The 25428-nt window shown below is 36.2% G+C and carries 19 protein-coding genes and 1 riboswitch; of the genes, 17 read left to right on the top strand and 2 right to left on the bottom strand.

Features of this window, described 5'->3' with window-relative positions; all coding sequences use genetic code 11:
• Window positions 1–6: 6 nt before the first annotated feature.
• The 7 genes from BOQ64_RS08260 to BOQ64_RS08230 all read left to right on the top strand — a co-directional run bounded on the left by BOQ64_RS08260 (window position 7) and on the right by BOQ64_RS08230 (window position 6805).
• Window positions 7–996 carry a stage II sporulation protein M gene (locus BOQ64_RS08260; RefSeq protein WP_129057680.1) on the top strand — a complete coding sequence of 330 codons (990 nt, stop codon included), beginning with the start codon at window positions 7–9 and terminating at the stop codon, window positions 994–996.
• A complete protein-coding gene (locus BOQ64_RS08255; protein WP_129057679.1) occupies window positions 980–1942 on the top strand; it encodes a DUF4013 domain-containing protein in 963 nt (320 codons plus the stop codon). Before BOQ64_RS08260 ends, BOQ64_RS08255 begins: the two co-directional genes overlap by 17 nt.
• Complete coding sequence (locus BOQ64_RS08250; RefSeq protein WP_129057678.1) at window positions 1935–2714, top strand: DUF4129 domain-containing protein; 780 nt, start codon at window positions 1935–1937, stop codon at window positions 2712–2714. Before BOQ64_RS08255 ends, BOQ64_RS08250 begins: the two co-directional genes overlap by 8 nt.
• Window positions 2715–2725: 11 nt before the next feature.
• Window positions 2726–3883 (top strand): hypothetical protein, encoded by a 1158-nt coding sequence (locus tag BOQ64_RS08245; RefSeq protein ID WP_129057677.1) that lies wholly within the window; start codon window positions 2726–2728, stop codon window positions 3881–3883.
• Window positions 3884–3948: 65 nt separating this feature from the next.
• The gene (locus tag BOQ64_RS08240; RefSeq protein WP_185147068.1) at window positions 3949–4980 is read left to right on the top strand and encodes an AAA family ATPase; all 1032 of its coding nucleotides are present in this window, start codon (window positions 3949–3951) and stop codon (window positions 4978–4980) included.
• A gap of 59 nt (window positions 4981–5039) precedes the next feature.
• On the top strand, window positions 5040–6362 hold the full coding sequence (locus BOQ64_RS08235) for a DUF58 domain-containing protein (RefSeq protein ID WP_129057676.1): 1323 nt from the start codon (window positions 5040–5042) through the stop codon (window positions 6360–6362).
• A 23-nt stretch (window positions 6363–6385) separates the two neighbouring features.
• Window positions 6386–6805, top strand: a complete 420-nt coding sequence (locus BOQ64_RS08230) for an OsmC family protein (protein ID WP_129057675.1) — start codon at window positions 6386–6388, stop codon at window positions 6803–6805.
• A gap of 250 nt (window positions 6806–7055) precedes the next feature.
• Here BOQ64_RS08230 and BOQ64_RS08225 read toward each other — a convergent pair whose 3' ends face one another.
• A complete protein-coding gene (locus tag BOQ64_RS08225) occupies window positions 7056–9671 on the bottom strand; it encodes an MGH1-like glycoside hydrolase domain-containing protein (RefSeq protein WP_129057674.1) in 2616 nt (871 codons plus the stop codon).
• Between the two features lie 188 nt (window positions 9672–9859).
• Window positions 9860–9967: riboswitch (SAM riboswitch) on the top strand.
• Between the two features lie 60 nt (window positions 9968–10027).
• On the opposite strand from BOQ64_RS08225, the gene BOQ64_RS24825 reads away from it, so the two are divergent.
• From BOQ64_RS24825 to metF, 7 genes are all read left to right on the top strand, one after another.
• Window positions 10028–10966 carry an alpha/beta fold hydrolase gene (locus tag BOQ64_RS24825; RefSeq protein ID WP_129057673.1) on the top strand — a complete coding sequence of 313 codons (939 nt, stop codon included), beginning with the start codon at window positions 10028–10030 and terminating at the stop codon, window positions 10964–10966.
• Between the two features lie 4 nt (window positions 10967–10970).
• On the top strand, window positions 10971–12509 hold the full coding sequence (locus tag BOQ64_RS24820) for an ACT domain-containing protein (RefSeq protein WP_129057672.1): 1539 nt from the start codon (window positions 10971–10973) through the stop codon (window positions 12507–12509).
• Between the two features lie 127 nt (window positions 12510–12636).
• Window positions 12637–13797 (top strand): O-succinylhomoserine sulfhydrylase, encoded by a 1161-nt coding sequence (locus BOQ64_RS08210; protein ID WP_129057671.1) that lies wholly within the window; start codon window positions 12637–12639, stop codon window positions 13795–13797.
• Between the two features lie 92 nt (window positions 13798–13889).
• The gene (locus tag BOQ64_RS08205; protein ID WP_129057670.1) at window positions 13890–14900 is read left to right on the top strand and encodes a homocysteine S-methyltransferase family protein; all 1011 of its coding nucleotides are present in this window, start codon (window positions 13890–13892) and stop codon (window positions 14898–14900) included.
• An 84-nt stretch (window positions 14901–14984) separates the two neighbouring features.
• Entirely contained in the window at window positions 14985–16076 is a 1092-nt protein-coding gene (locus BOQ64_RS08200) for a fatty acid desaturase family protein (RefSeq protein ID WP_129057669.1), read from the top strand.
• Window position 16077: 1 nt separating this feature from the next.
• Window positions 16078–18738, top strand: coding sequence for a methionine synthase (gene metH, locus BOQ64_RS08195; RefSeq protein ID WP_129057668.1), 2661 nt, complete (start codon window positions 16078–16080; stop codon window positions 18736–18738).
• A 7-nt stretch (window positions 18739–18745) separates the two neighbouring features.
• The gene (metF, locus tag BOQ64_RS08190) at window positions 18746–19705 is read left to right on the top strand and encodes a methylenetetrahydrofolate reductase [NAD(P)H] (protein WP_129057667.1); all 960 of its coding nucleotides are present in this window, start codon (window positions 18746–18748) and stop codon (window positions 19703–19705) included.
• A 290-nt stretch (window positions 19706–19995) separates the two neighbouring features.
• Here the strand turns inward: metF and BOQ64_RS08185 are convergent, their stop codons facing one another.
• The gene (locus BOQ64_RS08185) at window positions 19996–21147 is read right to left on the bottom strand and encodes a hypothetical protein (RefSeq protein WP_129057666.1); all 1152 of its coding nucleotides are present in this window, start codon (window positions 21145–21147) and stop codon (window positions 19996–19998) included.
• Window positions 21148–21226: 79 nt separating this feature from the next.
• Between BOQ64_RS08185 and folE the strand changes: the two genes are divergently transcribed.
• The 3 genes from folE to cysS all read left to right on the top strand — a co-directional run bounded on the left by folE (window position 21227) and on the right by cysS (window position 23919).
• Window positions 21227–21892: a GTP cyclohydrolase I FolE gene (gene folE, locus BOQ64_RS08180; RefSeq protein WP_045490962.1), complete on the top strand. Its 666-nt coding sequence runs from the start codon at window positions 21227–21229 to the stop codon at window positions 21890–21892.
• A 5-nt stretch (window positions 21893–21897) separates the two neighbouring features.
• The gene (locus BOQ64_RS08175; RefSeq protein WP_129057665.1) at window positions 21898–22329 is read left to right on the top strand and encodes a DinB family protein; all 432 of its coding nucleotides are present in this window, start codon (window positions 21898–21900) and stop codon (window positions 22327–22329) included.
• A 123-nt stretch (window positions 22330–22452) separates the two neighbouring features.
• Entirely contained in the window at window positions 22453–23919 is a 1467-nt protein-coding gene (cysS, locus tag BOQ64_RS08170) for a cysteine--tRNA ligase (RefSeq protein WP_129057664.1), read from the top strand.
• The last annotated feature ends 1509 nt before the right edge of the window (window positions 23920–25428 follow it).

The following is a 25428-nucleotide window of genomic DNA, read 5'->3' as shown; positions in this document are numbered from 1 at the left end:
ACAATTATGAGAGAAGTTTATTTCATTAAACAAAATAAAGAAAAATGGTTGGGAATAGAACAGGTTATTCAAGGGAAAATTAAAAAAAATCCTGATGACCTGTCTTCGTTGTATATCAATCTGATCAATGATCTTTCTTTTGCCCAGACGTATTATCCCAAAAGTAATACTACTGTTTACCTGAATCACTTGTCTGCTCAGATTTTCCAGAAGATTTATAAAACAAAAAGAGTAGAGGAGAACAGATTCGTTTATTTTTTCAAAACAGAAGTTCCATTGCTGATGCATCAGTATCGGAGATACCTTATGTATGCTTTTGCTTTTTTCATTTTATTTACTTTAATAGGGGTACTTTCTGCCATTTATGATAAAACCTTCTTAGCGGTTGCAATACCCAATGGAGAAGCATATATGAATGAAACGATTGAGAATATCAAAAAAGGAAATGCTGTTGCAGTGTACGAAAGTGGTTCCACATGGGGAAGTACTATTGGGATTATTTTCAATAATATTCAGGTAGGTGCTAAACTCTATATTTTTGGAATCTTTGGGGGGGTAGGAACATTGTTTGCGTTACTTTCAAACAGTGTTATGCTGGGAGCATTTCAATATTTTTTCTACGACTATGGAGCTTTGAAGGACAGCGCAAGAGGAATATGGCTGCATGGTGTTTTTGAGATCTTTGCGATGGTAGTGGAAGCCATGTGCGGATTAATTCTGGGGGCTTCTATTTTATTTCCGAGAACATTTTCAAGGTTTAATTCTTTTAAAAAAGGATTTAAAGACTCATTTAAAATATTTTTAAGTACTGTTCCCTTTACTATTTGTGCAGGGATTATAGAAGGATACGTAACAAGGCATGCATTGAGGATGCCCCTGATTTTGAATTTGATTATTATTTTCGGTTCACTGGCAATGATAGGTTTTTATTATTTTATATACCCTTCCATTGTTTATAAAAAAACTAATAAACACATCAATGATACAATTTTATAAAAAAAGAGACTTTGGAACTTTCATCAGTGACAGTTTCAACTTTTTCAAATTATATGGAAAGAATTACTTTAAAAACTACATCCTGATCAATGGTTTGCTGTTGATTTTAATGGTAACGGTTTTTATTTTCGGATATAAAGAACTTTTTTCTCAAATTTTCGGATCCAATATGGGAGGAGATACCTATTACTTTGAAAGGTACTTCTCAGAGAATGCCGGAATGCTGATAGGGGTAGGAGTGCTTACATTTCTGCTTTTTATGATTCTGGCGATTATCAATTACCTTTATCCGGTCTTTTATCTGAAAAGAATTGCTAATGGAGCAAAGAATATAAAGACAGATGAGATTTTAGGTGATTTTAAAGAAAATATAGGCAGAATTGCTAAATTATGTCTTGGGATGACATTTATTGTAATCCCTTTATCATTATTTCTTATAGGGTTCTCCTATCTTCTGATTTTTATCCTTATCGGGATTTTTCTTGTCATGATTGTTTATCCTACATTATTTAATGTGATTACATTTCTGATGTATGATTATTTTAATTCAAACAGAGGATTTATAGAAAGTTTAAGCTACTCTATCCGTTCACAGTTTTCTTATCCTAACGGGAGCGAAAAATCTCCTTACTGGAAATATTGGGGGGCTGCTTTTGTGATGTTTATTATAATGTCTATGGTGAGTTCTGTATTTACTTATATTCCGATGATCTTTTTCTATGGTTCAGTACTTACAACCACACCTGATGGAAATTTTGAGCAAAACCCTTTCACAGGGGCTTTTGGGATTGCATTTTTTGTTTTCTATGGAATATCAATGCTGCTTTCATTTTTCCTTTCCAATCTGTTGTATGTGAACTCTGGATTGATGTATTACGACAGCAGAACAGATCTTCATCAGAAAGTAGAACTGGAAGAAATAGATACGATCGGAATTAATGAATAAGATTCTTTTTTTCATAGTATTAATCTGCTCCCTAAGCTTTGTGAAAGCTCAGGACGATGATTATATGACAGATTCACTGTATACAACCGGGCATTATCATAATATGCTGCGGGCAGATTCTGTGCTGGCAAAGAACCCGGTTTCGGAAAATACAGTATATCCTAAAGAATTTAAGAAGAACGTTCCGTCAAGATATAAAGGAAATGAATTTGATTATAGCGTGTCAAAACCCAGAGAATCCTTTTGGGAGAAACTGATGAGAAAAATAGACCAAATTTTCAGAAGTATTTTTGGAAAAACGGTCTTTGAAAAATCTTCCAAAGTAACGGTAGCACTTGTAAGACTTTTCGCAATTATTTTGGTAGGCTTTCTTTTGTATATTATCATTAAGTATATTCTTGGAAAAGACGGGAATTTTATTTTCGGTAAAAAGAACAAGAAGATGAACCTGAATGTAGAAGAACTTCATGAAAATATCCATGAAATCAACTTCCCTGAAAGTATTGCAAAATTTGAACATGCAGGAGATTATCGTTCTGCCGTTCGCTATCAATTCTTATTCATTCTTAAAAAATTAAGTGATAAAAAACTGATTAACTGGAATCCTGAAAAGACCAATAAAGATTATGTAGCAGAATTAAGAGCAGTCCATCTTAAAAATGAATTCTTTGATCTGTCCTATATCTTCGATTATGTATGGTACGGAGAGTTCAATATTGATGAACAGAGCTATCAGAAATTTAAAAATCAATTCCAGGCATTTAAACCATAACCTAATTAACCATGAATAAGACTTTCAGAATATATGCTGTGATCTTCATCGTTGTGATGGTTATTTTGGCGTTGCTTGAAGTAAATAAAAAAGAGACGACTGACTGGCGTAAAAACTTTGATGTCAACAAAAAGTCACCGTTTGGCCTATTTGTTTTTGATAACGAAGCTAAAGATCTTTTTAAAAATAATCTGAAGAAGATCAATCAGGCTCCTTACGAATATTATAACCAACATAAAAAAGAAAACCACAATATTGTGGTTATAGAAACTGAGATTGATACAGAATCCTGGAAGAAAATTATAGATCAGGTATCAAAAGGATCTGAAGCCATGCTGGTGATAAGCCGTATGCCTAAAGAAGTTTCAGACAGTATAGGGTTTTATGATTCAGAAATTTCTTTTGAAGAAGAGAATGTGCTGAAGTTTACAGATAAAAAATATAAGAATGACTTCATTCAGTTGGATAAGTTTCCATCAGGAAGAGGATTTTCATTTATCAAACCTGGAGTTGAAGTGCTTGGGAAAACGGTAGAGAATAAAAATACGGATCAGGCTAACTTTATCAAAGTAAAATTCGGAAAAGGAAACTTCTATGTTCATAGTGAGCCACTTTTCTTGACCAACTATTACCTGTTGAAACCCGGAAATGTAAGATATACACAGGATGTCTTCTCTTATCTTCCGGATCGTGAAACCATTTGGTTTGTGGAAAGTAATACCAAAGCTTCAAGTTTCTTTATGAGATTCGTATTGGGGAATCCAGCCTTGAAATATGCTTGGTGGGTATTTCTGGGGGGACTCATCCTCTTTATTTTCTTTAATGCAAAAAGAAAACAGAGAATTGTACCTGTGATAGAACCATTGAGAAATACTTCACTAGATTTTGTGAAAAGCATCGGAAATCTTTATCTTCAGGAAGGTGATTTTCATGATATGATGGCCAAAAAAGCCCAATATTTCCTGAATAAAGTAAGAATGGATCTTTTGATTGACACTCAAAATATAGACGAAGAATTTGCCAAGAAGCTACAGCTGAAAACAGGAAAGCCTATTGAAATGATTAATGACGCAATTCATCTTATCAGAAAGGCACAAGATCCATACGCAAGTGTAATGAAAGAAGATCTGGCAAAAATCAATAAACTTCTAGACGAGATATTAAAATAAGAGTCCCAAAGGGACGATTTAGCCAAAGATAGAACGAAGTCCTATCCAACCAAAAAATAAAAATTATGGAAAATCCAGATAACCCAAACATAGAAAATCAACCTTCTATCAATCTAAATAAAAACGAAGATCAATTTCAGTCAAGAATTGATATGATAGAGCTTCGTGCAAGCCTGGATAAGGTAAAAGCAGAAATAGGAAAAGTAATTGTGGGGCAAGAGAACATGATAGAACACCTTCTGGCTGCATTACTTTCAAACGGTCACGTTTTAATTGAAGGTGTCCCGGGAGTAGCAAAAACTATTACTGCAAAACTATTAGCAAAAACTATTGATGTAGGCTTCAGTAGAATTCAGTTTACACCGGATTTAATGCCTTCAGATATCCTTGGAACTTCAGTATTCAGTGTTAAAAATTCTGAATTTGAATTTAAAAAAGGTCCCATTTTCTCCAACTTTATATTAATTGATGAGATCAACAGGTCTCCGGCAAAAACTCAGGCCGCATTATTTGAAGTGATGGAGGAAAGGCAGATCACAATGGATGGTACCCGCTACATTATGGAGGAACCATTCCTGGTGGTAGCTACTCAAAACCCGATAGAGCATGAAGGAACGTACAGGCTTCCTGAAGCGCAGCTAGACCGTTTCTTATTCAAAATTAATGTAGGCTATCCTAACCTTGAGCAGGAAATTGCGATCATTAAAAATCAGCACGAAAGTAAAAAAGAAGATAAAACAGAAGGGGTAAATCATGTTATTACGGCAGAACAACTGAAGAGTTATCAACATTTGGTTAAAGAAATCATTGTAGAAACTCATCTGATGGAATATATTGCTAAGATTATCATCAATACCAGAGAAAACCAATTCCTGTATCTGGGAGCTTCACCTAGAGCTTCATTAGCACTTCTTACTGCTTCCAAAGCTTTTGCTGCATTAAGAGGAAGAGACTTCGTAACTCCTGAAGATATTAAGGAAGCAAGCTATGCAGTATTAAGACACAGAGTGATCGTTTCTCCGGAAAGAGAAATGGAAGGACTTACTGCAGATGAAATTATCCGACAGATTTTAGAAGGAATAGAGATCCCAAGATAGATGGTAGAAATAAGAGATAGGGTGATAATCACTAATTCCTATAACCTGCAACCTAAACAATGAAAAACTTATACATCAATACCCGTTTCTTCTTTACACTCATTGGAGTGGGGATACTGTATGTGCTGGCATTTTTCTTTCCAGTGTTGATGTGGGTTGGCCACATTGCTCTTTTGATTTGTTTTCTTGCTGTGATGGTGGATTATTTACTGATCTTTAATCAAAAAAATGCGCTACAGGCACAAAGGATATTACCGGAAAAATTGTCCAATGGCGATGAAAATTTTGTAAAAATTGATATTAAAAATAATTACAACTTTAAGATCTCCACTAAGATCATTGATGAGATACCGTTTCAGTTCCAGAAAAGAGATTTTTTAATTGAAAAGTCTATTAATGCAGGCGCCAATACTTTCTTTCAATATAGTTTAGAACCTAAGGAAAGAGGAGAATATCATTTCGGAGGGCTGAACATTTATGTTTCATCACCATTAGGATTTGTTTCGAAAAGATTCAGTTTTCAGAAAGATGCCATGTTACCCTCTTATCCATCATTTATTCATCTTAGAAAATATGAGCTGATGGCTTTGCAAAGCGAATTTCTGTTGGGCGGAATTAAAAAGGTGAGAAAGTTGGGACATACCATGGAATTTGAACAGATTAAAGAATATGTTCCCGGAGATGATATCAGAACCATCAACTGGAAAGCAACATCCAAAGCCAATCGTTTAATGGTAAACCAATTCCAGGATGAAAAATCACAGCGTATTTTTATGCTGATTGATAAAGGAAGAACCATGAAGATGCCTTTTAAAGGGTTAAGTCTTTTGGATTACTCCATCAATGCAACCATGGCTTTGTCTCATATTATTTTAAGGAAAGGAGATAGAGCAGGAATGATGACCTTTTCCAAAAAAGCTGAAAATAAAATTGCCGCCGAGAATAAATCAGGACAGCTGAAGAAAATATCAGAATCACTTTATAATATTAAAACAGATTTTTTTGAAAGTGATTTCAACCGATTGTATCAGGATATAAAATACTCCATCAATCAGAGAAGTTTAATTCTGCTATTTACCAATTTTGAAACGCTGGATGGACTAAACCGCCAGTTAAAATATCTGCGCGGAATTGCTAAAAATCACCTACTGGTAGTGGTTTTCTTCAAAAATTCGGAGCTACAGACCCTCATTAACAAGAATCCTGAAAGTATGCAGGAAATTTATGATGAAATTGTGGCCGAAAAATTTGAATTTGAAAAGAAACTGATTATTCAGGAACTCCGTAAATACGGAATTTATACAGTATATACCCTTCCTGAGAATTTGAATATCGACGTTATCAATAAATATTTGGAGATAAAAGCCAGAGGAATTTTATAATTTTGCAAGAATAATAAGCAACAATGAAAATAACACTTAATAGAATCAACGACGATTTTTTATTTGAATGTACAAACGGACAGGGCAATTCTATCCTTTTAGACAATACTTCACAGCCGGGCGCAAAAGGAGTTTCTCCAATGGAAAGCGTATTGATGGCAGTAGCAGGATGCAGCGGAATAGACGTAGTTTCTATTTTGAAGAAGCAGCGTCAGGAAATTAAAAGTTTCCAGGCAGAAGTAGAAGGGGAGAGAGTACAGGTAGATGATGCAAAACCTTTCAAATCCATTAAAGTGAAATTTCTGTTAGAAGGAGAAATTGATCCTAAGAAAGCTTTAAAGGCAGCAGAACTATCTTTTGAAAAATACTGTTCAGTATCAAAAACGTTAGAACCCAACGTAGAAATCGGATACGAAGTATATGTGAACGGAGAAAAAATTTAAAATGATACATGAGGCTTAAAAGCCTCATTTTTTATTCTGCCACGAATTCACGAATAATTTTATTTGCATAATGCTTATGTATCTATGTGGTAAGAGATTTTTAAACCATTTAGGCATGAAATTCATGGTTGCATACCATTCATCAATTATATTATTCGTGCATTAGTGGCAAAAAAAGATAGTGTACAAAAAAGAAACCGGATGAAACATCCGGTTTTTTTATTACTCATTACCTATTACTGATTGCTCATTAGAAGGTAAGTCTTGGTTTTATCAGTTTTGCTACAGTAGCCGTCCAACCCGTTTGGTGAGATGCACCTACACCGCGCCCGTTGTCACCATGGAAGTATTCAAAGAAAGTAATATAGTCTCTGAAATGTTCATCATAATTGAACTTCGGATTCCCGCCATTGAAGGCACGTTGTCCGTGTTCATCCTTTAAGAAAATAGAACAAAGTCTTTTACTTATATTCTGAGCCACTTCATCAAGGTTTTTCTTTTCACCACTTCCGGTTGGCAATTCAACTTTCAAGCTGTTTCCGTAGTAATAATGGAAACGCTGTAAACTTTCTACGATCAGGAAATTGATAGGAAACCAGATGGGTCCACGCCAGTTACTGTTTCCGCCGAACATTCTGCTGTCACTTTCCGCAGGAGTATAATAGACAACATTTTCATGACCATGAACAGAAAATACAAAAGGATTTTCTTCATATATCTTAGACATGGCCCGGATTCCATAGGAACTTAAAAATTCCTTTTCATCAAGCATTCTTGATAATACTTTTGTTAATCTGTTCTTGCGGAGAATACTCATCAGGTGTTTTCTGCCATGCCCTTCCTCATCCCAGTGAGAAACCAGTTTGGTAAGTTCAGGCTTATTTTTTAAGATCCATTCCATTCTGGTTTTAAAGTTCGGCATCTTTTCCAGAAGTCTGTGATCTACAATTTCCACTGCAAAAAGAGGAATTAATCCTACAATACTTCTTAATCGTAAAGAAACACTGTTTCCGTTTCCAAGCTGGAGAACATCATAGAAAAATCCGTCTTCCTCGTTCCATAGACCTTTTGTTCCTTCACCCAGATTTTCCATGGCTTCTGCGATATAAAGGTAATGCTCAAAGAATTTGATGGCCATATCTTCATAAACCTGATAATACTGAGCCAGTTCCATAGCAATTCGCATCATGTTCAGAGCATACATAGCCATCCAGCTTGTTCCATCAGCCTGTTCCAAATGTTGTCCATCTTCTAAAACTGTGTTTCGGTCAAAAGCCCCGATATTATCTAACCCAAGGAAACCACCTCCGAAAATATTTTTACCATTTTTATCCTTTCGGTTCACCCACCAGGTGAAATTCAGAAGAAGCTTTTGGAAGACTTTTTCAAGGAATAATAAATCAGGTTTTCCGTTGCTTTTTTCATCAATTTTAAAAACTCTGAAGCAAGACCATGCATGTACAGGAGGATTCACATCACTCATATTCCATTCATAGGCTGGCAGCTGTCCGTTAGGATGCATATACCATTCTTTAGTCAAAAGTAAAAGCTGTCCTTTGGCAAATTCAGCATCAATAATGGATAAAGGGACACAGTGAAAAGCAAGGTCCCAGGTTGCATACCATGGATATTCCCATTTATCAGGCATGGAGATGATATCCTTATTGTGAAGATGATTCCATTCTGTATTTCTTACATAATTATGAAAGTTTCTCGGAGCTTCAAAGTTCGGATCGCCTTTCAGCCATTTTCCGATATTGTAATGATAAAACTGTTTATTCCAAAGAAGTCCGGCAAAAGCCTGTCTTTGAACATTCCTTTCATCCTCATTGGTCGTATCATTTTGAATTTCATTATAAAACTCCTCTGCTTCAGCTTGTCTGTTATTAAAAATCTCATCAAAATTTTCAAAAGGCTCATCACTTTCATGAGGACACAATCTGAATTCAAAAGTTGATGATTCTCCGGATCCGATGACTTCATCAATTAAAAAAGAAGCTTTAGTTCCCTTTTGCTCAGGATTTACAGTATTGCTGCTGTAAATAATATAGTCATTAATCCCGTCTTTATAATATGTGTTTTCTGCTTGCGGAGTTCCATACAGCTTTGGATTATTGGTTTCATTCTCACAGAAAACACTTTGGGCATTTTTATTTCTTGAATAAAACTTCTTAATAGAAATACTGTCATGCCCAATATTGATGCTTCCGTCGTGAGAAACATTCATTTCAGCTTTATAGGTATTGTAACCCCATTTCCAGTTATTTCGAAACCATGCGGTGGGTGCTACTACTATTGGTGCATCCTGTTGACTTCGGTTACAAACGGTTACTCTTACCAGAATATCATTGTGGTCCGCTTTACAGTATTCAATGAAAATATCAAAATAAGAATCATTATCAAAGACTCCGGTATCAAAAATCTCATATTCCGGTTCCTGTTTACTGCGGCTTCCGTTTACGGCAACAAGTTCATCGTAAGGAAATTCATTGATCGGATATTTGTAAACCATTTTCATATAACTATGAGTAGGCGTATTATCCAGATAGTAGAAAATTTCCTTAATATCTTCACCATGGTTTCCCTGAGGGTTACTCAATCCAAAGAAACGCTCCTTAACGATTTTATCTCTTTTATTCCAGAACGAAAGAGCAAAGCAGAACAGCTGCTTTACATCAGAAATTCCAGCAATACCTTCTTCTCCCCAACGGTAGGTATAGCTTTCTGCATTATTATGATTGGTGAAGTTCCATGCATTCCCGTCCGGGCTATAGTCTTCCCGTACATTTCCCCATTGCCGGTTGCTTACATAAGGTCCCCAGTTTTTCCATTTGGTATCTTGTAATCTTTCTTTTTCGGCGATCATATTTCATCATTTTTCAATACGAAGTTAGTTTTTTTGTAAAATAATTCCAATTCATTTTATCTGAATAATAATTAATATGCCTTTGAAAGACTTGTGTTTAAGGGCTTTTTTAAATATTAAATTAATTTTTTTTTGATTTTAAAAGAAAAGAACTACCTTTGCACCATTCGTTCATTCAAATATTGAAAATGTTATCAAGAAAGGTTGAGGGATTAGACCCTATGAAACCTTAGCAACCCTTTGCGCAAGCAAAGAAGGTGCTACGTTCTACCAAAGTAATTTTGGACAGATAACTTACTGAAGTTCTTTTCAGCCATTTCCTGTGGCATTTTCAATTGTATTAAAATTTAATAGAATTGAAAACAGAACTAAACTATATTAATCTTTCGTATCAAACCAATTCCCACAAGGAATACAATATCTCGTTAAGCTATGAGCTTTTCGGGAAAGACCTGTTTACAGCCCCAATTATTTTAATCAACCATGCCCTTACCGGAAATTCAAACGTATCCGGAGAAAAAGGCTGGTGGAAACAATTGGTGGGCGAAAATCAGATTGTGGATACGAATAAATACACTGTTCTGTGTTTCAACATTCCCGGAAACGGATACGATCATTTTTTAATTGAAGACTATGAAGACTTCACTCCTTCAGATATAGCCAATATATTTCTGAAAGGACTGGAAGCTTTACATATTACAAACCTATACGCCATTATTGGAGGTTCTCTCGGAGGAGGAATTGCATGGGAAATGTTAGTAAAACAACCCAAACTGGCAGAAATTTTTATTCCTATTGCCTGTGATTACAGAACCCATGATTGGCTTCATGCACAATGTGTGGTTCAGAAATTTTTATTGAATGATAAAGATGAACCTTTACAGAAAGCGAGAATCCATGCCATGCTGTGTTATAGAACTCCGGAATCACTTAACGACAGATTTCAAAATAAATACAATCAGGATAAACAACGTCTGGACTCAGAAGACTGGCTGATTTATCACGGCAATGCATTAAACGAAAGATTTAGTTTACAGGCATACAAACTGATGAATCATTTGCTGATGAATATAAATACTGATGAAACAGCTCTGGAGAGGATAGAGGCACGAATGCACATGATCTCCGTAGATACAGATTTATTCTTCCCAGCTTCTGAAATCCGAATGTGTTTTGAAAAGCTGAAAAAGAAAAAGGAGAATATCTCATATCACGAGATCCAATCTATACACGGGCATGATGCCTTCCTAATGGAATATCAACAATTAAATAATATCATAAAAAACATTTTATAGAGTCATGAAAAATGCTAACGAAATAAAATTTTTAAAGAACAGATCAATTGTCAAATTTGAAGGAGAAGATTTCTTAGGGGAAATCGGAATTGACGGACGAATTTTTAAAGCGCTTACTTTAGCGCGTATCAGCGTGGGAGTAATCTCTCAGCAAGCCATAGAAAACGGAATTTCTATTTTAGTTCACGAAAATGATGCGGAGAAAGCAGTAGCTTGTCTTATTGATGAATTTGAAGGAGAAAGAAAATCAGGAAAAGTATCCCAAATATATAGTATCAACAATGTTTCTGTGATCGGTTTTGTAGCAGAAGATTCCAATAAAGTTTTTGCAGAGCTAGCGAGAAACAATGTTTTTCCATTGCTTTTGAACAAAGTTGCAGGTGATAACAGAGTCAATATCGTAGTCACTTCTTCACAAGATGAAAAAACAAGAAACATCATAGAATCTGAGATCTTCAAAAAGCCAAAGACCGTTCATCTTGCAATTATTGGCCATGGAAATGTAGGGAAAACATTAATTGAGCAGGTTCTTGAATCTTCAGAAGAAATCAAAAGACGTAAAAAAATAGATCTTAAAGTAGTTGCTGTAGCCAATTCAAAGAAAATTGCTTTCAACAAAAAAGGTTTTGATGCGAACTGGTCTGATGAGGTTTTAACAGCAGAGCAGCCATCCAATGTTGAAGAGTTAATTAATTTCTCTAATGAAAACCAACTGGAGAACCTGATTGTTGTAGATAACACAGCAAGCAAAGATTTTGTGAAGAACTACCATGCTTTAGCAGAAAATGGATTTGATCTGGTTTCTTCCAACAAAATTTTCAACACCCTTCCCATCGAAGAATATAGAAAACTAAGATATACGTTGAGTAAAAATAACAGACGTTATCTGTATGAAACCAATGTAGGAGCGGGTCTTCCATTAATTGATACTATTAAATTATTACACCTTTCAGGAGAAAATATCACAAGAATTAAAGGAGTTTTCTCTGGAACATTAAGTTATGTTTTCAACAATTTCTCTTTGAGAGATGATAAATTCTCAACAATTGTAAACGAAGCTTTAGAGAAAGGATACACAGAACCGGATCCAAGAGAAGACCTATCAGGAAATGACGTAGCGAGAAAGCTATTGATTTTAGCTAGAGAATTAGACTTAATCAATGAATTTGAAGATATCAACATCCAAAATCTGGTTCCGGAAAACTTATTGTCAGTTTCAAAATCAGAATTCCTTTCAAGATTAGAAGAATTGGATGAGGAATATCAAAAAATTAAAGATAGTCAGGAGCCTGGTCATGTATTACGTTACGTAGGAGATCTTCACGGAAATTTACAGGAAGAAAAAGGGCAGCTTGATGTAAAACTGGTTTCTGTACCAGGAAGTTCAGCATTAGGACAGTTGAAAGGTTCAGATTCTATTTTTGAGATCTACACAGAAAGTTACGGTGAAAACCCAATCGTAATTATGGGAGCCGGAGCCGGAGCACAGGTGACTGCAAGAGGTGTATTCGGTGATATTTTAAGACTAAGTGAAACAAAATAAAATTAATGTAACAATCTAGCAATGTAACAGTTTGCCAATATTGGTTATTGCCATTCTGAGCAAAGCAAAGAATATCATTATTACACTGTTAGATTGATACATTGGTAAATTGACAAATTAAAACTATATGGAAAATTTCGAAACATCAGCAATAAGAACCCAGACTGAGAGATCTCAGTTTGACGAGCACTCCACGCCACTATATCTTACATCCAGCTTTATTTTTCAGGATGCTGAAGATATGAGAGCCAGTTTTGCTGAAGAAAAACCTAAAAACCTGTACAGCCGTTTCTCTAACCCGAATGTCTCTGAGTTTACAGAAAAGATTGCAAAAATGGAAGGTGCAGAAGCTGGATATGCTTTTGCAACAGGAATGGCAGCTATCTACTCTACATTTGCAGCATTATTAAGTGCCGGAGATCATATCGTGAGCTGCCAGTCAGTTTTCGGATCTACTCACACTTTGTTCACAAAGTATTTCCCGAAATGGAATATTGAAACGACCTATTTCAAAGCAGAAGATGCAGAGAATGTGGAAAAATATATAAAACCGAATACAAAGATCCTATATCTTGAAACCCCTACCAATCCGGCCATTGAAATTCTGGATCTGGAGTTTTTCGGGCAGATTGCTAAGAAACATAATTTGATCTTTATTGTAGATAACTGTTTTGCAACGCCTTATCTTCAGCAACCTATTAAATATGGTGCAGATGTTGTTGTACATTCTGCAACGAAGTTGATTGACGGACAGGGAAGAGTATTAGGTGGAATTGCAGTAGGAAAAGAAGACCTGATTAGAGAAATTTACCTTTTCGCAAGAAATACAGGACCTGCGTTGTCTCCTTTTAATGCATGGGTATTATCAAAAAGCTTGGAGACATTAGCAATTCGTGTGGAAAAACACTGCGAAAATGCATTGAAAGTAGCAGAATTTTTAGAAAGCCATCCTAATGTAGAACTGGTAAAATATCCGTTCCTGAAATCCCATCCGAACTATGAAGTAGCCAAAAAACAGATGAAGCTCGGTGGAAACATTGTTGCTTTTGAAATAAAAGGTGGAATAGAAGGAGGAAGAAGCTTCCTAGATAAGATTCAAATGTGCTCTCTTTCTGCAAACTTAGGGGATACAAGAACGATTGTAACCCACCCGGCATCTACAACGCACTCCAAACTGTCAGACGAAGAAAGAAACGAAGTAGGAATTACAGCAGGATTAGTTCGTTGCTCAGTAGGCTTAGAAAACGTAGACGACATCATCGCAGACCTAAAACAAGCCTTAGATTAACCCAAAGAGCCCAACGGGGCGATTTAACCCAAGATAGAACGAAGTCCTATCAACCCAAAACCTATCAGTCTCACTTAACAACTATAAAAGAGATGACAAATATAGAATCACTAAACAAAGCCCTCAAAGAACGCATCCTGGTGCTGGATGGCGCTATGGGAACCATGCTTCAACGCTATAAGTTTGAAGAAGAAGATTACCGTGGCGAGCGTTTCAAAGACTGGGAACATCCTGTAAAAGGAAACAATGACCTGCTTTCTTTGACACAGCCTCATGCCATTGAAGAAGTTCACAAGAAATACCTGGAAGCAGGAGCAGATATTATTGAAACGAATACATTCTCCGGAACTACCATCGCAATGGCAGATTATCACATGGAAGAATTGGTGTATGAGCTGAACTATGAGTCTGCAAAAATTGCCAGAAAAGCCTGTGATGAATATACCGCAAAAAATCCGGATAAACCGAGATTCGTAGCAGGATCAATTGGTCCAACCAACAGAACAGCAAGCTTGAGTCCAGATGTGAATGATCCAGGATACAGAGCCATCACTTTTGAGGAACTGAGAGTGGCTTATAAGCAACAATGTGAAGCATTATTAGATGGAGGTTCAGATATTCTTTTAGTAGAAACCATTTTTGATACCTTGAATGCAAAAGCAGCTTTATTCGCCATTGATGAACTTCAGGATGAAAGAGGAATAAAAATTCCGATCATGGTTTCAGGAACCATTACCGATGCTTCAGGAAGAACATTGAGCGGGCAGACTGCAGAAGCCTTTTTGATTTCTGTTTCCCATCTGAACTTATTAAGCGTTGGTTTTAACTGCGCTTTAGGAGCAGATCAGTTAACCCCATATTTGGAAACACTCGCTCATAATTCAGAATTCTATGTTTCAGCGTATCCGAATGCCGGATTACCGAATGCTTTTGGAAAATATGATGAGACTCCTGAAGATATGGCAAGACAGATCAAAGAATATGTAGAGAAAGGATTGATCAATATTATCGGCGGATGTTGTGGGACAACTCCGGAACATATCAAGGCGATTGCTGAGCTGGTAGAAAAATATGATCCAAGAAAATTGAAAGAATTTGTGTGATTAGATAGATTTTTTTAATTAAAATCAAGAATGTAGGCTGGGTTATAAATATTATCTTTAAGTAAACCACAAAATTTAATTATAATGGAAAAGCCGAGTTACTTAAAAGATTCAGATGATGCCAGGTTATTTAATGAACTGAGAAAGAAAGTGAACCAACGGGTAGAAGCTATTTCTGAAAACAGGGATATTTATATTCAGATCAAAGCGGTGATTCTTCCATTGATCTATGTAGGTTTATATTTCTTCGCAGTCCTTAATGCAGAAAAACATTGGGTCTATATCCTGAGTTTTATTTTAATGGGAATTTCTTTGGTTTTAATTTATTTAAATCTGATCCACGAAGCAGCCCATAACAACATCTTTAAAAGTAAAAGACTGAATGGTATAGTGCTGCACATTTTTGATTTCATAGGAGCTAATTCCTATATCTGGAAGAAAAGACATATCGCAAGTCATCATGCCTATCCGAATGTGGATGGCTGGGATACCGATATTGAGCAGAGTGGTTTGCTATTAATAGTGCCTTGGATTAAGGCAAAAGGAGTACAGAAGTATCAGCATAGGTTTTTCTTTTTAGTATATCCGTTGTATTTATTCAATTGGATGTTCATAAGAGATTTTAGAGACTTCTTCGATAAAGAAAGAGTGATCTTGAAAACCCAGGGAAGAATACCTGTTGTGGAGAAAGTAAAAATGGTGAGCTATAAGCTGTTTTACTTTTTTTATCAGATTGTAGTTCCTGTTGTGTTCTTTAAAGTATCAATCGGTCTGGCTTTAGGAGCTTGGTTTTTACAGGTGATTGCAGCAAGCATTTTTGCACTGTTCGTTTTATTGCCTCTCCATCCGCTACCTGATAATGCTTTTCCAAGATTGAATAAAGATAATGGGCTTCCATTCAGTTGGCTGCGTCATCAATTGGAAGTGACCAATGATTTAAAAGAAAATAACTGGTTGGTAAGAAATGTACTGGGGAATTTTAATTTCCATGTGGCTCATCACCTTTTCCCCAATTACAGTTATATGTATTACAATGAGATCACAGAAGAGATAGAAGAATTTGCTAAAGAGCATGGCTTGGCATATAAAAGATTCCCGCTGTTCACCGCTTTAGGCAAGCACAGGGATTTATTAAGGCAGAATGCAAATAATGCCTACTATATTTTAGAAGAATAAAATGAAATATTTAAGATTATCAGGCCTCGAGCCTCTTATCATAACGCCGGAAAGTAATTTCATCAACGTTGGTGAAAGAACCAATGTTGCCGGTTCCAAAAAGTTTTTAAGACTTATCAAGGAGGAGAAATTCTCTGAAGCATTAGATATTGCCCGCCATCAGGTAGAAGGAGGAGCCCAGATTTTGGATGTTAACTTTGATGATGGTTTGATTGATGGAAAAGCATCGATGATTAAATTTCTGAACTTAATCGCCTCAGAACCGGATATCGCAAGAATCCCAATAATGGTAGACTCATCCAAATGGGAAATTCTGGAAGCTGGTCTTCAGGTGGCACAAGGGAAATGTGTGGTAAATTCCATCAGCTTAAAAGAAGGGGAAGAGGAATTTATCAAGCACGCCAAAGCTATCAAAAGATATGGAGCAGCCGTAATTGTCATGGCGTTTGATGAGGTAGGGCAAGCAGACAATCTTGAACGAAGAATTGAAATTTCAAAACGATCTTATGATATTCTGGTGAATCAGATCGGTTTTCCAGCAGAAGATATCATTTTCGACTTAAATATCTTCCCGGTAGCAACAGGAATGGATGAGCACAGAAAAAATGCTATCGATTTTATTGAAGCTACACGTTGGGTAAGACAAAATCTTCCGTATGCATCAGTAAGTGGAGGAGTAAGCAACGTTTCTTTCTCATTCCGTGGAAATGATACCGTAAGAGAAGCAATGCACTCTGTATTTCTTTATCATGCTATCCAAGCCGGAATGAATATCGGTATTGTAAACCCTGCTATGCTGGAGGTTTATGATGAGATTAATAAAGAATTGCTGGAGCTTGTAGAAGACGTAATCCTTGATAAGAGAGAAGATGCTACAGAAAGACTTCTGGATTATTCCGAAAAGCATAAATCAGTCAAAAAAGAAAAGACTGAAGACTTGGAATGGAGAAACAACCCATTACAGGAAAGAATTACCTACGCTCTGGTAAAAGGAATTGACCGTTTTATCGAAGAAGATGTAGAAGAAGCCAGACAATTAGCCGAAAGGCCACTTCACGTTATCGAAATTAATCTGATGACGGGTATGGGAGTAGTAGGAGACTTATTCGGAAGCGGAAAAATGTTCCTGCCACAGGTAGTAAAATCTGCAAGGGTAATGAAAAAAGCCGTAGCCTATTTACAGCCTTATATTGAAGCTGAAAAAGATGGTTCAAGACCTGCAAATGGAAAAATCCTAATGGCTACCGTAAAAGGAGATGTTCACGATATTGGAAAGAACATTGTAAGTGTAGTTTTAGGTTGTAACAACTATGAAATCGTTGACCTTGGCGTAATGGTTCCGGCTGAAAAAATTATTCAGACTGCCATTGCAGAAAAAGTGGACGTTATCGGATTAAGCGGGCTGATTACACCAAGTTTAGATGAAATGGTGTACATCGCTTCAGAATTAGAAAGACAGAACTTAGATTTTCCTTTATTAATTGGTGGTGCAACTACTTCAAAGGCACACACTGCAGTGAAAATCGATTTAAAATATAAGAATGCCGTTGTTCACGTTAATGATGCTTCAAGAGCCGTAAACGTGGTAAGCTCATTATTAGGAGACAGAAATAAAGAATATGTTTCTGATCTGAAGAATGATTACTCAGATTTCAGAGAAAAGTTCCTGAACAGACAGGTTGATAAAGATTATGTTTCCATTGAAGAAGCAAGAGAAAGTAAGTTTAAAATAGACTGGAAAAACGAAGAGATCTTCACTCCGAATAACTTAGGGATCACTGTAATTGAAAACCAGGACCTGAGAGAGCTATTACCTTTCATCGACTGGTCTCCATTCTTCAGAAGCTGGGATCTTCACGGGAAATATCCAAATATCTTAGAAGATGAGGTGGTAGGAGTGCAGGCAAAAGAACTGTTCAAAGATGCACAGGTTATTTTAAAGAGAATCTTAGACGAAAAGCTGTTAACCGCAAAAGCAATCTTCGGAATTTTCAAAGCCAACTCAAACGAATCCGATGATATTCTGATTTTTGATGAAAATAATAATGAGCAGGCTAAGTTTTTAACCCTAAGACAGCAGGCTCAAAGATCAAAAGGAAAAGATTATCTGGCATTAAGCGACTTCATTGCTCCACAAAGCTCAGGGAAGACAGACTACATGGGAGCATTTTGTGTGACCACAGGTTTCGGAACTGATGAATTGGCAGAAGAATATGAAAAAGCCCATGATGATTATAATGCCATCATGGTAAAAGCACTGGCAGACCGTTTTGCAGAAGCTTATGCAGAATTTTTACATAAAAAAGTAAGAACAGAATATTGGGGCTATGCCGTTCAGGAAGAATTAAGCAATGAAGAATTAATAGCAGAAAAATATAAAGGAATCCGTCCCGCACCAGGATATCCGGCTTGTCCTGACCATTTGGAAAAGAATACCATCTGGGATCTTTTAAAAGTAGAAGAAAATATAGGAGTATATCTTACGGAAAGTTTGGCGATGTTCCCAACAGCATCCGTTTCAGGATATTATTTCGGAAGCCCGCATGCCAAATATTTCGGATTAGGAAAAATTACAGAAGACCAGCTTAAGGATTATGCTGACAGAAGAAGTTGTAGCATCCAGGAAGCGCAAAAATGGTTGTCACCAAATTTAGCAGATTAAAATTGATATGAAGATAACAGAGCACATTAAAAACGCAAATGGAAAAACTTTATTCTCCTTAGAAGTTGTTCCACCACAAAAGGGAATTGGTATTGAAGACCTATACACGAATATAGACCCGTTGATGGAGTTCAAACCACCATTCATTGATGTTACTACTTCAAGAGAAGAATACATCTACCTTGATAAAGGAAATGGGCTGATGGAGCGCCGTATCACAAGAATGCGTCCCGGAACTCTGGGAATTTGTGCAGCCATTCAGCATAAATATAATGTAGATACAGTACCACACTTATTATGTGGAGGTTTTACCAAAGAAGAGACAGAATATCTTTTGGTAGACTGTATGTACTTGGGGATCGATAATGTAATGGCATTAAGAGGAGATGCAATGAAAGGACATCAGTATTTCGAACCTACTCAGGGCGGCCATGCCAGTGCAATGGATCTTGTGGGTCAGATTAATAACCTTGGAAGAGGAAAATATCTTCATAACGAAGAACAGGTTTGTGATGAACTTAATAAATTCTGCATCGGAGTAGCAGGCTATCCTGAGAAACATATGGAAGCTCCTTCTATGAATTATGACCTGAAATGGCTGAAGCAAAAAGTAGATGCAGGAGCAGATTACATAGTTACCCAAATGTTCTTTGACAATAAAAAGTATATTGAATTCGTTCAGAAAGCAAGAGAAATAGGAATTACCGTTCCAATCATTCCGGGAATCAAGCCGATTGCCACTAAGAAACACCTGAAAATTCTTCCTCAGGTATTCAAAATAGATCTTCCGGAAGAGCTAATCAATGAAGTAGAGAATGCAAAAAATAATGAAGCAGTCAAGCAGATTGGAATCGAATGGGCCATCGCCCAATGCAAAGAACTGCTGGACTTCGGAGTTCCAGTTCTACACTTTTACTCAATGGGAAAAAGTGATAACATAAAAAAAGTAGCCGGTGAGCTATTCTAATAAAAGTACCAAAAATGAAGGACCCCTGCTTTAAACGGCAGGGTTTTTATTTTAATACCATGTACATACAATTTTTCTTAAAGATAAAAACCAAACAAAAAAGCCGAAAGCTACCCACCCGCTTAGAAAGAATCAACAAAGTTGATTCCACCTTCGCTCCCTCAAAAATACAACAGCAAGCTAATAAAAAACTTTGCGTCAAATAATATCAGGCTTCCAAAAAAATAAACTGAATCTTTAGTTAATCAACAACATCAATAACTCCCAGCCTCCCGCATCCATCTTCCTTACTAAAGAATGGTATGCCTTTCAAACTCTTTATTCCGATCAAATAAATATCGGTAAGTAGCAAGCTTCCTCGTCACAGAAGTATCAAGCGTTTCCGCAATCTTAATCATTTTCGGATTAAAATCACCAATCCACTGAAGCTCAGTAATTGTAAAATCGGTATGTTTTCTCAAATGTTGTGTACCTTCCCAGATCATATACCCGTCAATCCCTTTTCTCTGCCATTCAGGTACCACTCCGAAAACAAGACCAACCATTTTTTCATTCTTCTTAAATCGTTTTAAGAATAAAAACTTAAGCTTTTCCCAAACTCCAAACTTTCCGTTGAGGTATTTAAACCACTGGTTGAGGTCCGGAAGGTTGATCCACATGGCGATAGGTTTATCATTTTCATATACAAACCAAGAGATATGTTCATTCATAATAGGCTTCATGGTATTGAACATTTTAAGAACCTTGGCTTCTTCCAGTTGCTTTCCTTCACCGTGGGCTGCCCATGCCTTATTATAAACCTCTGTAAAGTCTTTGGCGAACTTTGGAAGGTTATTCTTTTTCATAGGTTGGGCAGAAATAGCCGGATTTCTCCTGTTTTTCTCATGAGCAATGGTGAAAATACGTGAAACTTCTGCAAACACTGGTCTGGTAAAACAAAGCTGTTCAAAATAAATCTTCAACCCATAATTCTCAAAGAGGTCTTTGTAATAAGGGAAATTATAGTTCATCCCATACAAAGGTTCTATGAAACCCTCAATCAAAAGTCCCCAGAACTTATCCCGTTCTCCGAAATTGATGGGTCCATCCATGGCTTCCATCCCTCTTTCCTGAAGCCAGTTTTTACAATGGTCAAAAATGAAATTGGCTGTTTCCTGATCATGAATACAGTCGAAAAACCCAAAACCACCGGTAGGCTGCTTCTGTTCATAACAATTGTTGATGAAAACAGCTACTTTTCCAACCGTTTTATGGGCTTTTTTAAACAAGAACCTTTTACATTCTCCACTCTTGAAGAACTTATTTTTTTCAGGATCAAAAATCTCCTCAATGTGCTTATCTAAAGGGCGGATATAATTTTTGTCGTGTTGATAAAGCTGTGCGGGAAATTCCAGGAATTCCCTTTTGTGGTCTTTGTTCTGTACTTCTTCGACAATAATCATATAGTTTTAATCAGAGTAGGTTATAAAAGATAATAAATGAAACAATATTATCCGTATTTTTGCTGCAAATTAAATAAAAATGGTTGATTTTACTGATAACGACGATGATATTTTCACTGGAAAAGAACATACGCCTATAAGGGAAGATGCTTTTGATAAATCGCCACAGGAAAAAATTGAAAAAATTACTGAGCTTTTTGGAGAGATTATGGAAACGCTAGGTCTGGATATGACTGATGATTCTTTAAAAGACTCACCAAAGCGTGTTGCCAAAATGTATGTGAACGAAATTTTCGGTGGACTTCTTCCGGAAAACAAACCAGGAATCTCTACATTTTCCAATAAATATAAATACCGTCAGATGTTGGTGGAAAAAGATATCACTGTATATTCTTTTTGTGAACACCACTTTTTACCGATTATAGGAAGAGCACACGTTGCTTATATTTCAAACGGAGAAGTAATTGGTCTTTCAAAGATTAACAGAATTGTGGACTATTATGCAAAAAGACCACAGGTTCAGGAAAGACTGACAATGCAGATCGTAGAAGCTCTGAAAGAAGCTTTAGGAACAAAAAATGTAGCCTGTATCATTGATGCAAAACACCTTTGTGTAAATTGCAGAGGAATTAAAGACACTGCAAGTTCTACCATTACAGCAGAGCTAAGCGGAATTTTCAGGACAAACCCTATCACAAGACAGGAATTCTTACATTACGTAGGAAGCCATGCAAAACTAGATTAACATCAATGAACTACCAGATCCTTAAAAATATTATAGATGAAGAACTTCAGAGATTCCAGACAATTTCTGAAGAAGAATGGAGTTACAAGGCTACAGCAGAAAAATGGTCCAAAAAAGAAATAATTGGGCACCTTTGTGACAGTGCTTTTACAAATATCCGTAGATTTGTAGTTACTCAATATAAAGAGAACGAGAATATCGTATACGATCAGAACGCTTGGGTAAAAACCCAAAACTATCAGAACGTTCCAACAGCTGAGTTAATCAACCTTTGGAAAGCTTTGAACTACCAGGTTGTTCACATTGTAGAAAATATTCCCGATGAAGCGTTGCAAAGAACTTGTGATACTACTAAAACGGAACTTCAGAGATTTACCCTGGAGTTTATTATTAAGGATTACGTAGATCATTTGCAGCATCATTTAAAAGCGATTTAATTATGATAAAATTTAAAAAAGTTTCACATAAAATTTTTATCACAACAATTATCTGTTGTGACAGATCTTTATTTTAACTAATTTTTGAATCTTAAAACTATTGAATCTTTTAATAAAAAATAAATGCAACTAAAAATATACAACTCGCTTACAGCGGAAAAAGAAATATTCAAACCCATTTTAGAAGGAAACGTAGGAATGTACGTCTGCGGACCTACAGTGTACAGCAATGTGCATTTAGGAAATGTAAGAACTTTCCTTTCTTTCGATTTTATCTACCGTACTCTGATGCATTTAGGGTATAAAGTAAGGTATGTAAGAAACATTACAGACGCAGGTCACCTTACCGATGACGGAGATGTAAATAACGATAGATTCGTTAAGCAAACCCGTCTTGAAAAGCTGGAGCCAATGGAAATTGTGCAAAAGTACACTGTTGATTTTCACAAAGTTCTTGAGATGTTTAATCTGCTTCCTCCCAATATTGAGCCTACAGCTACAGGCCATATTGTAGAACAGATTGAGCTTACACAAAAGCTAATAGATACAGGTTTCGCTTACGAAAGTAATGGTTCCGTATATTTTGATGTTTTAGAATACAATAAAAGAGGGTTAAACTACGGTGAACTTTCAAAACGTAATATAGAAGAACTTTTTGCCAATACCCGCGATCTTGACGGACAAGGAGAAAAGAAGAATCCACAGGACTTTGCCCTTTGGAAAAAAGCATCTCCAGCTCACATCATGAGATGGAACTCTCCTTGGGGAGAAGGTTTTCCGGGATGGCACCTTGAATGTACTGCAATGAGTACTAAATATTTAGGTGAAACTTTTGACATCCACGGAGGAGGAATGGATTTGAAATTCCCTCACCACGAATGTGAAATTGCTCAGGGGAAAGCTTGCAATGGTGCTGCACCGGTACATTACTGGATGCACGCCAATATGTTGACGATGAATTCTCAGCGTATGAGTAAGTCTACAGGAAATTATATCCTTCCAATGCAGTTGGTAACAGGTGATAATGACTTCTTTGAAAAATCTTTCCACCCGTCAATTGTACGTTTCTGTTTTCTGCAGGCACATTACAGAAGTGTTTTAGACATTTCCAATGATGCCATGATCGCCAGTGAAAAAGGATTTATCAGATTGATGGAAGCTGTGAAAGTATTGAACTCCATTACTCCTGATGATAATAAAAAGTCAGAATTCAGCCTTACAGAGTGGAAAAACAAATGTTATGATGCATTAACAGATGATTTCAACTCTCCAATCCTGATTGCTCACTTATTTGAAGCTGTAAAATATATTTTCGCTTTAAATGATGGTAAAGAAACGATTTCAACAGCAGATCTTGAAGACTTAAAGTCAACATTGAATGCCTTTATCTTTGATGTTTTAGGATTACAGACTGTAGAGGAGAACAACAATGAGAAATTGGATCAAACCCTAAAAGTTTTAATCGAGTTGAGAAACCAGGCAAGAAAATCCAAAAATTTCGAACTTTCAGACCAGATCAGAGACAAACTGCTTGCAGAAGGTATCGAATTAAAAGATGGGAGAGACGGAACATCATACGTTCTGAACTAAAAATATAAACTTCGGTTTTACAATCATTCCGTAAGGACCTTATTATAATGGATTCTTACGGAATTTTTTTATTCCCGTTTTTGTAAAGCCTTCTTCTTATCCCTTTTTTAGAAGCGCCATTCCTTCTTTTTGTTGCTTTCTTACTTAAACCTTCCACTCTAAGACGCTCAAACTTATTTAGGAGCTTTCTCCCGCTATCCACTCATACTCCTCACGCCTTTGCTCCCCACCGCTCCAACCCTCAAACTTGCAAGCACCCTGTTGCGGGGTAACCGTTTCTATCGGGGCTAGGGTAGAGGACCAGATTTATAAATGATGAGCAATGAGTAATAGGTAATAGGTAATAGGTAATAGGTAATAGGTAATAGGTAATAGGTAATAGGTAATAGGTAATAGGTAATAGGTAATAGGTAATAGGTAATAGGTAATAGGGTGGAGTTAATTAATGGTATTAATAATTATCCCTAAGGAACGACCTCCATCATTCCCCTCCTTTGGAGGGGTGTCAAAAATTCAAAGAATTTTTGACGGGGTGGTTATCTCCCGGCATCAGCTATTCCTCTTCATCCGTGCAAATCCGTGCCATCTGTGGGAAAATAATAAAACTTCCCTTTAGCCATTTTTATAATCTATCCTAGAATCTTTCATAATAATCCTTCTCCTTATATATTATATAGTCTCTTTATTTCCTATCTCTCTCTACGCAATCTTTGTCATCCTGTAAGGATCTCACCAGCGCCTTATCTAAAAGACAAGCACTATTTATTATTAACCAACGAATAGAAGGCATCAATAGAAACGGGCTTTAGCCCGTTTACTTAAATAAAGTATTTTCTATTGGCTTTAGCCAAAACTTACAAAAGCCAATTTCATATATAATAGTAGATATAAGAATTAACAGTACATTTTATATATATATGTGTGTATAAAACCCCCTTTATATCTCCTCAAAACAAGATTCTATACCTTTCAAAAAACAATTCCACCATTGTGGATAAGTGTTAGTAATTATATAAATATTATTAAATCAGCTTGTTAATAAACTAAGTTATGCACAATCGCTATACTGACGTGAACATTATGTTAAGTTTACTTGTTTTGCGTTGTATAATGTTGTTATCTTTGCCCCACTGAAAAACGAAAGGGATTCAGTAAGCGCAGAAGAGCTTTTAGATAAGCATAAACATTAAGATCTACTAAGATAAAGACGAAAAAAAACTTTTAAATTTTTTATTAAAAAAGATTGCGAGTTAAAATAAAGTTTCTATCTTTGCAGTCCCAATTACAGGGAGCGCAGGAGTAGAGGGATTGAGGTTTAGGAAGAATTAAGGTTACTTAAAAAACTTTAAAATTTTCTTTCAAAACATTTGGTCATTACGAAATAAAGTTTTACTTTTGCACTCGCAAATACGGAGCGACACTGACAGAAAGATTGCTTCGTTAAAAAGCGAAAGAAGAAAAGATCATTGACATACAATATAACAACCAAGTAAGGAAAAACTAAAGCGT

This window comes from Chryseobacterium sp. CH25 (genome assembly GCF_004119455.1).
Lineage (GTDB): Bacteria > Bacteroidota > Bacteroidia > Flavobacteriales > Weeksellaceae > Chryseobacterium.
The sequence above is the reverse complement of the archived record's forward strand: the minus strand, read 5'-3'. Positions and strand labels throughout refer to the sequence as shown.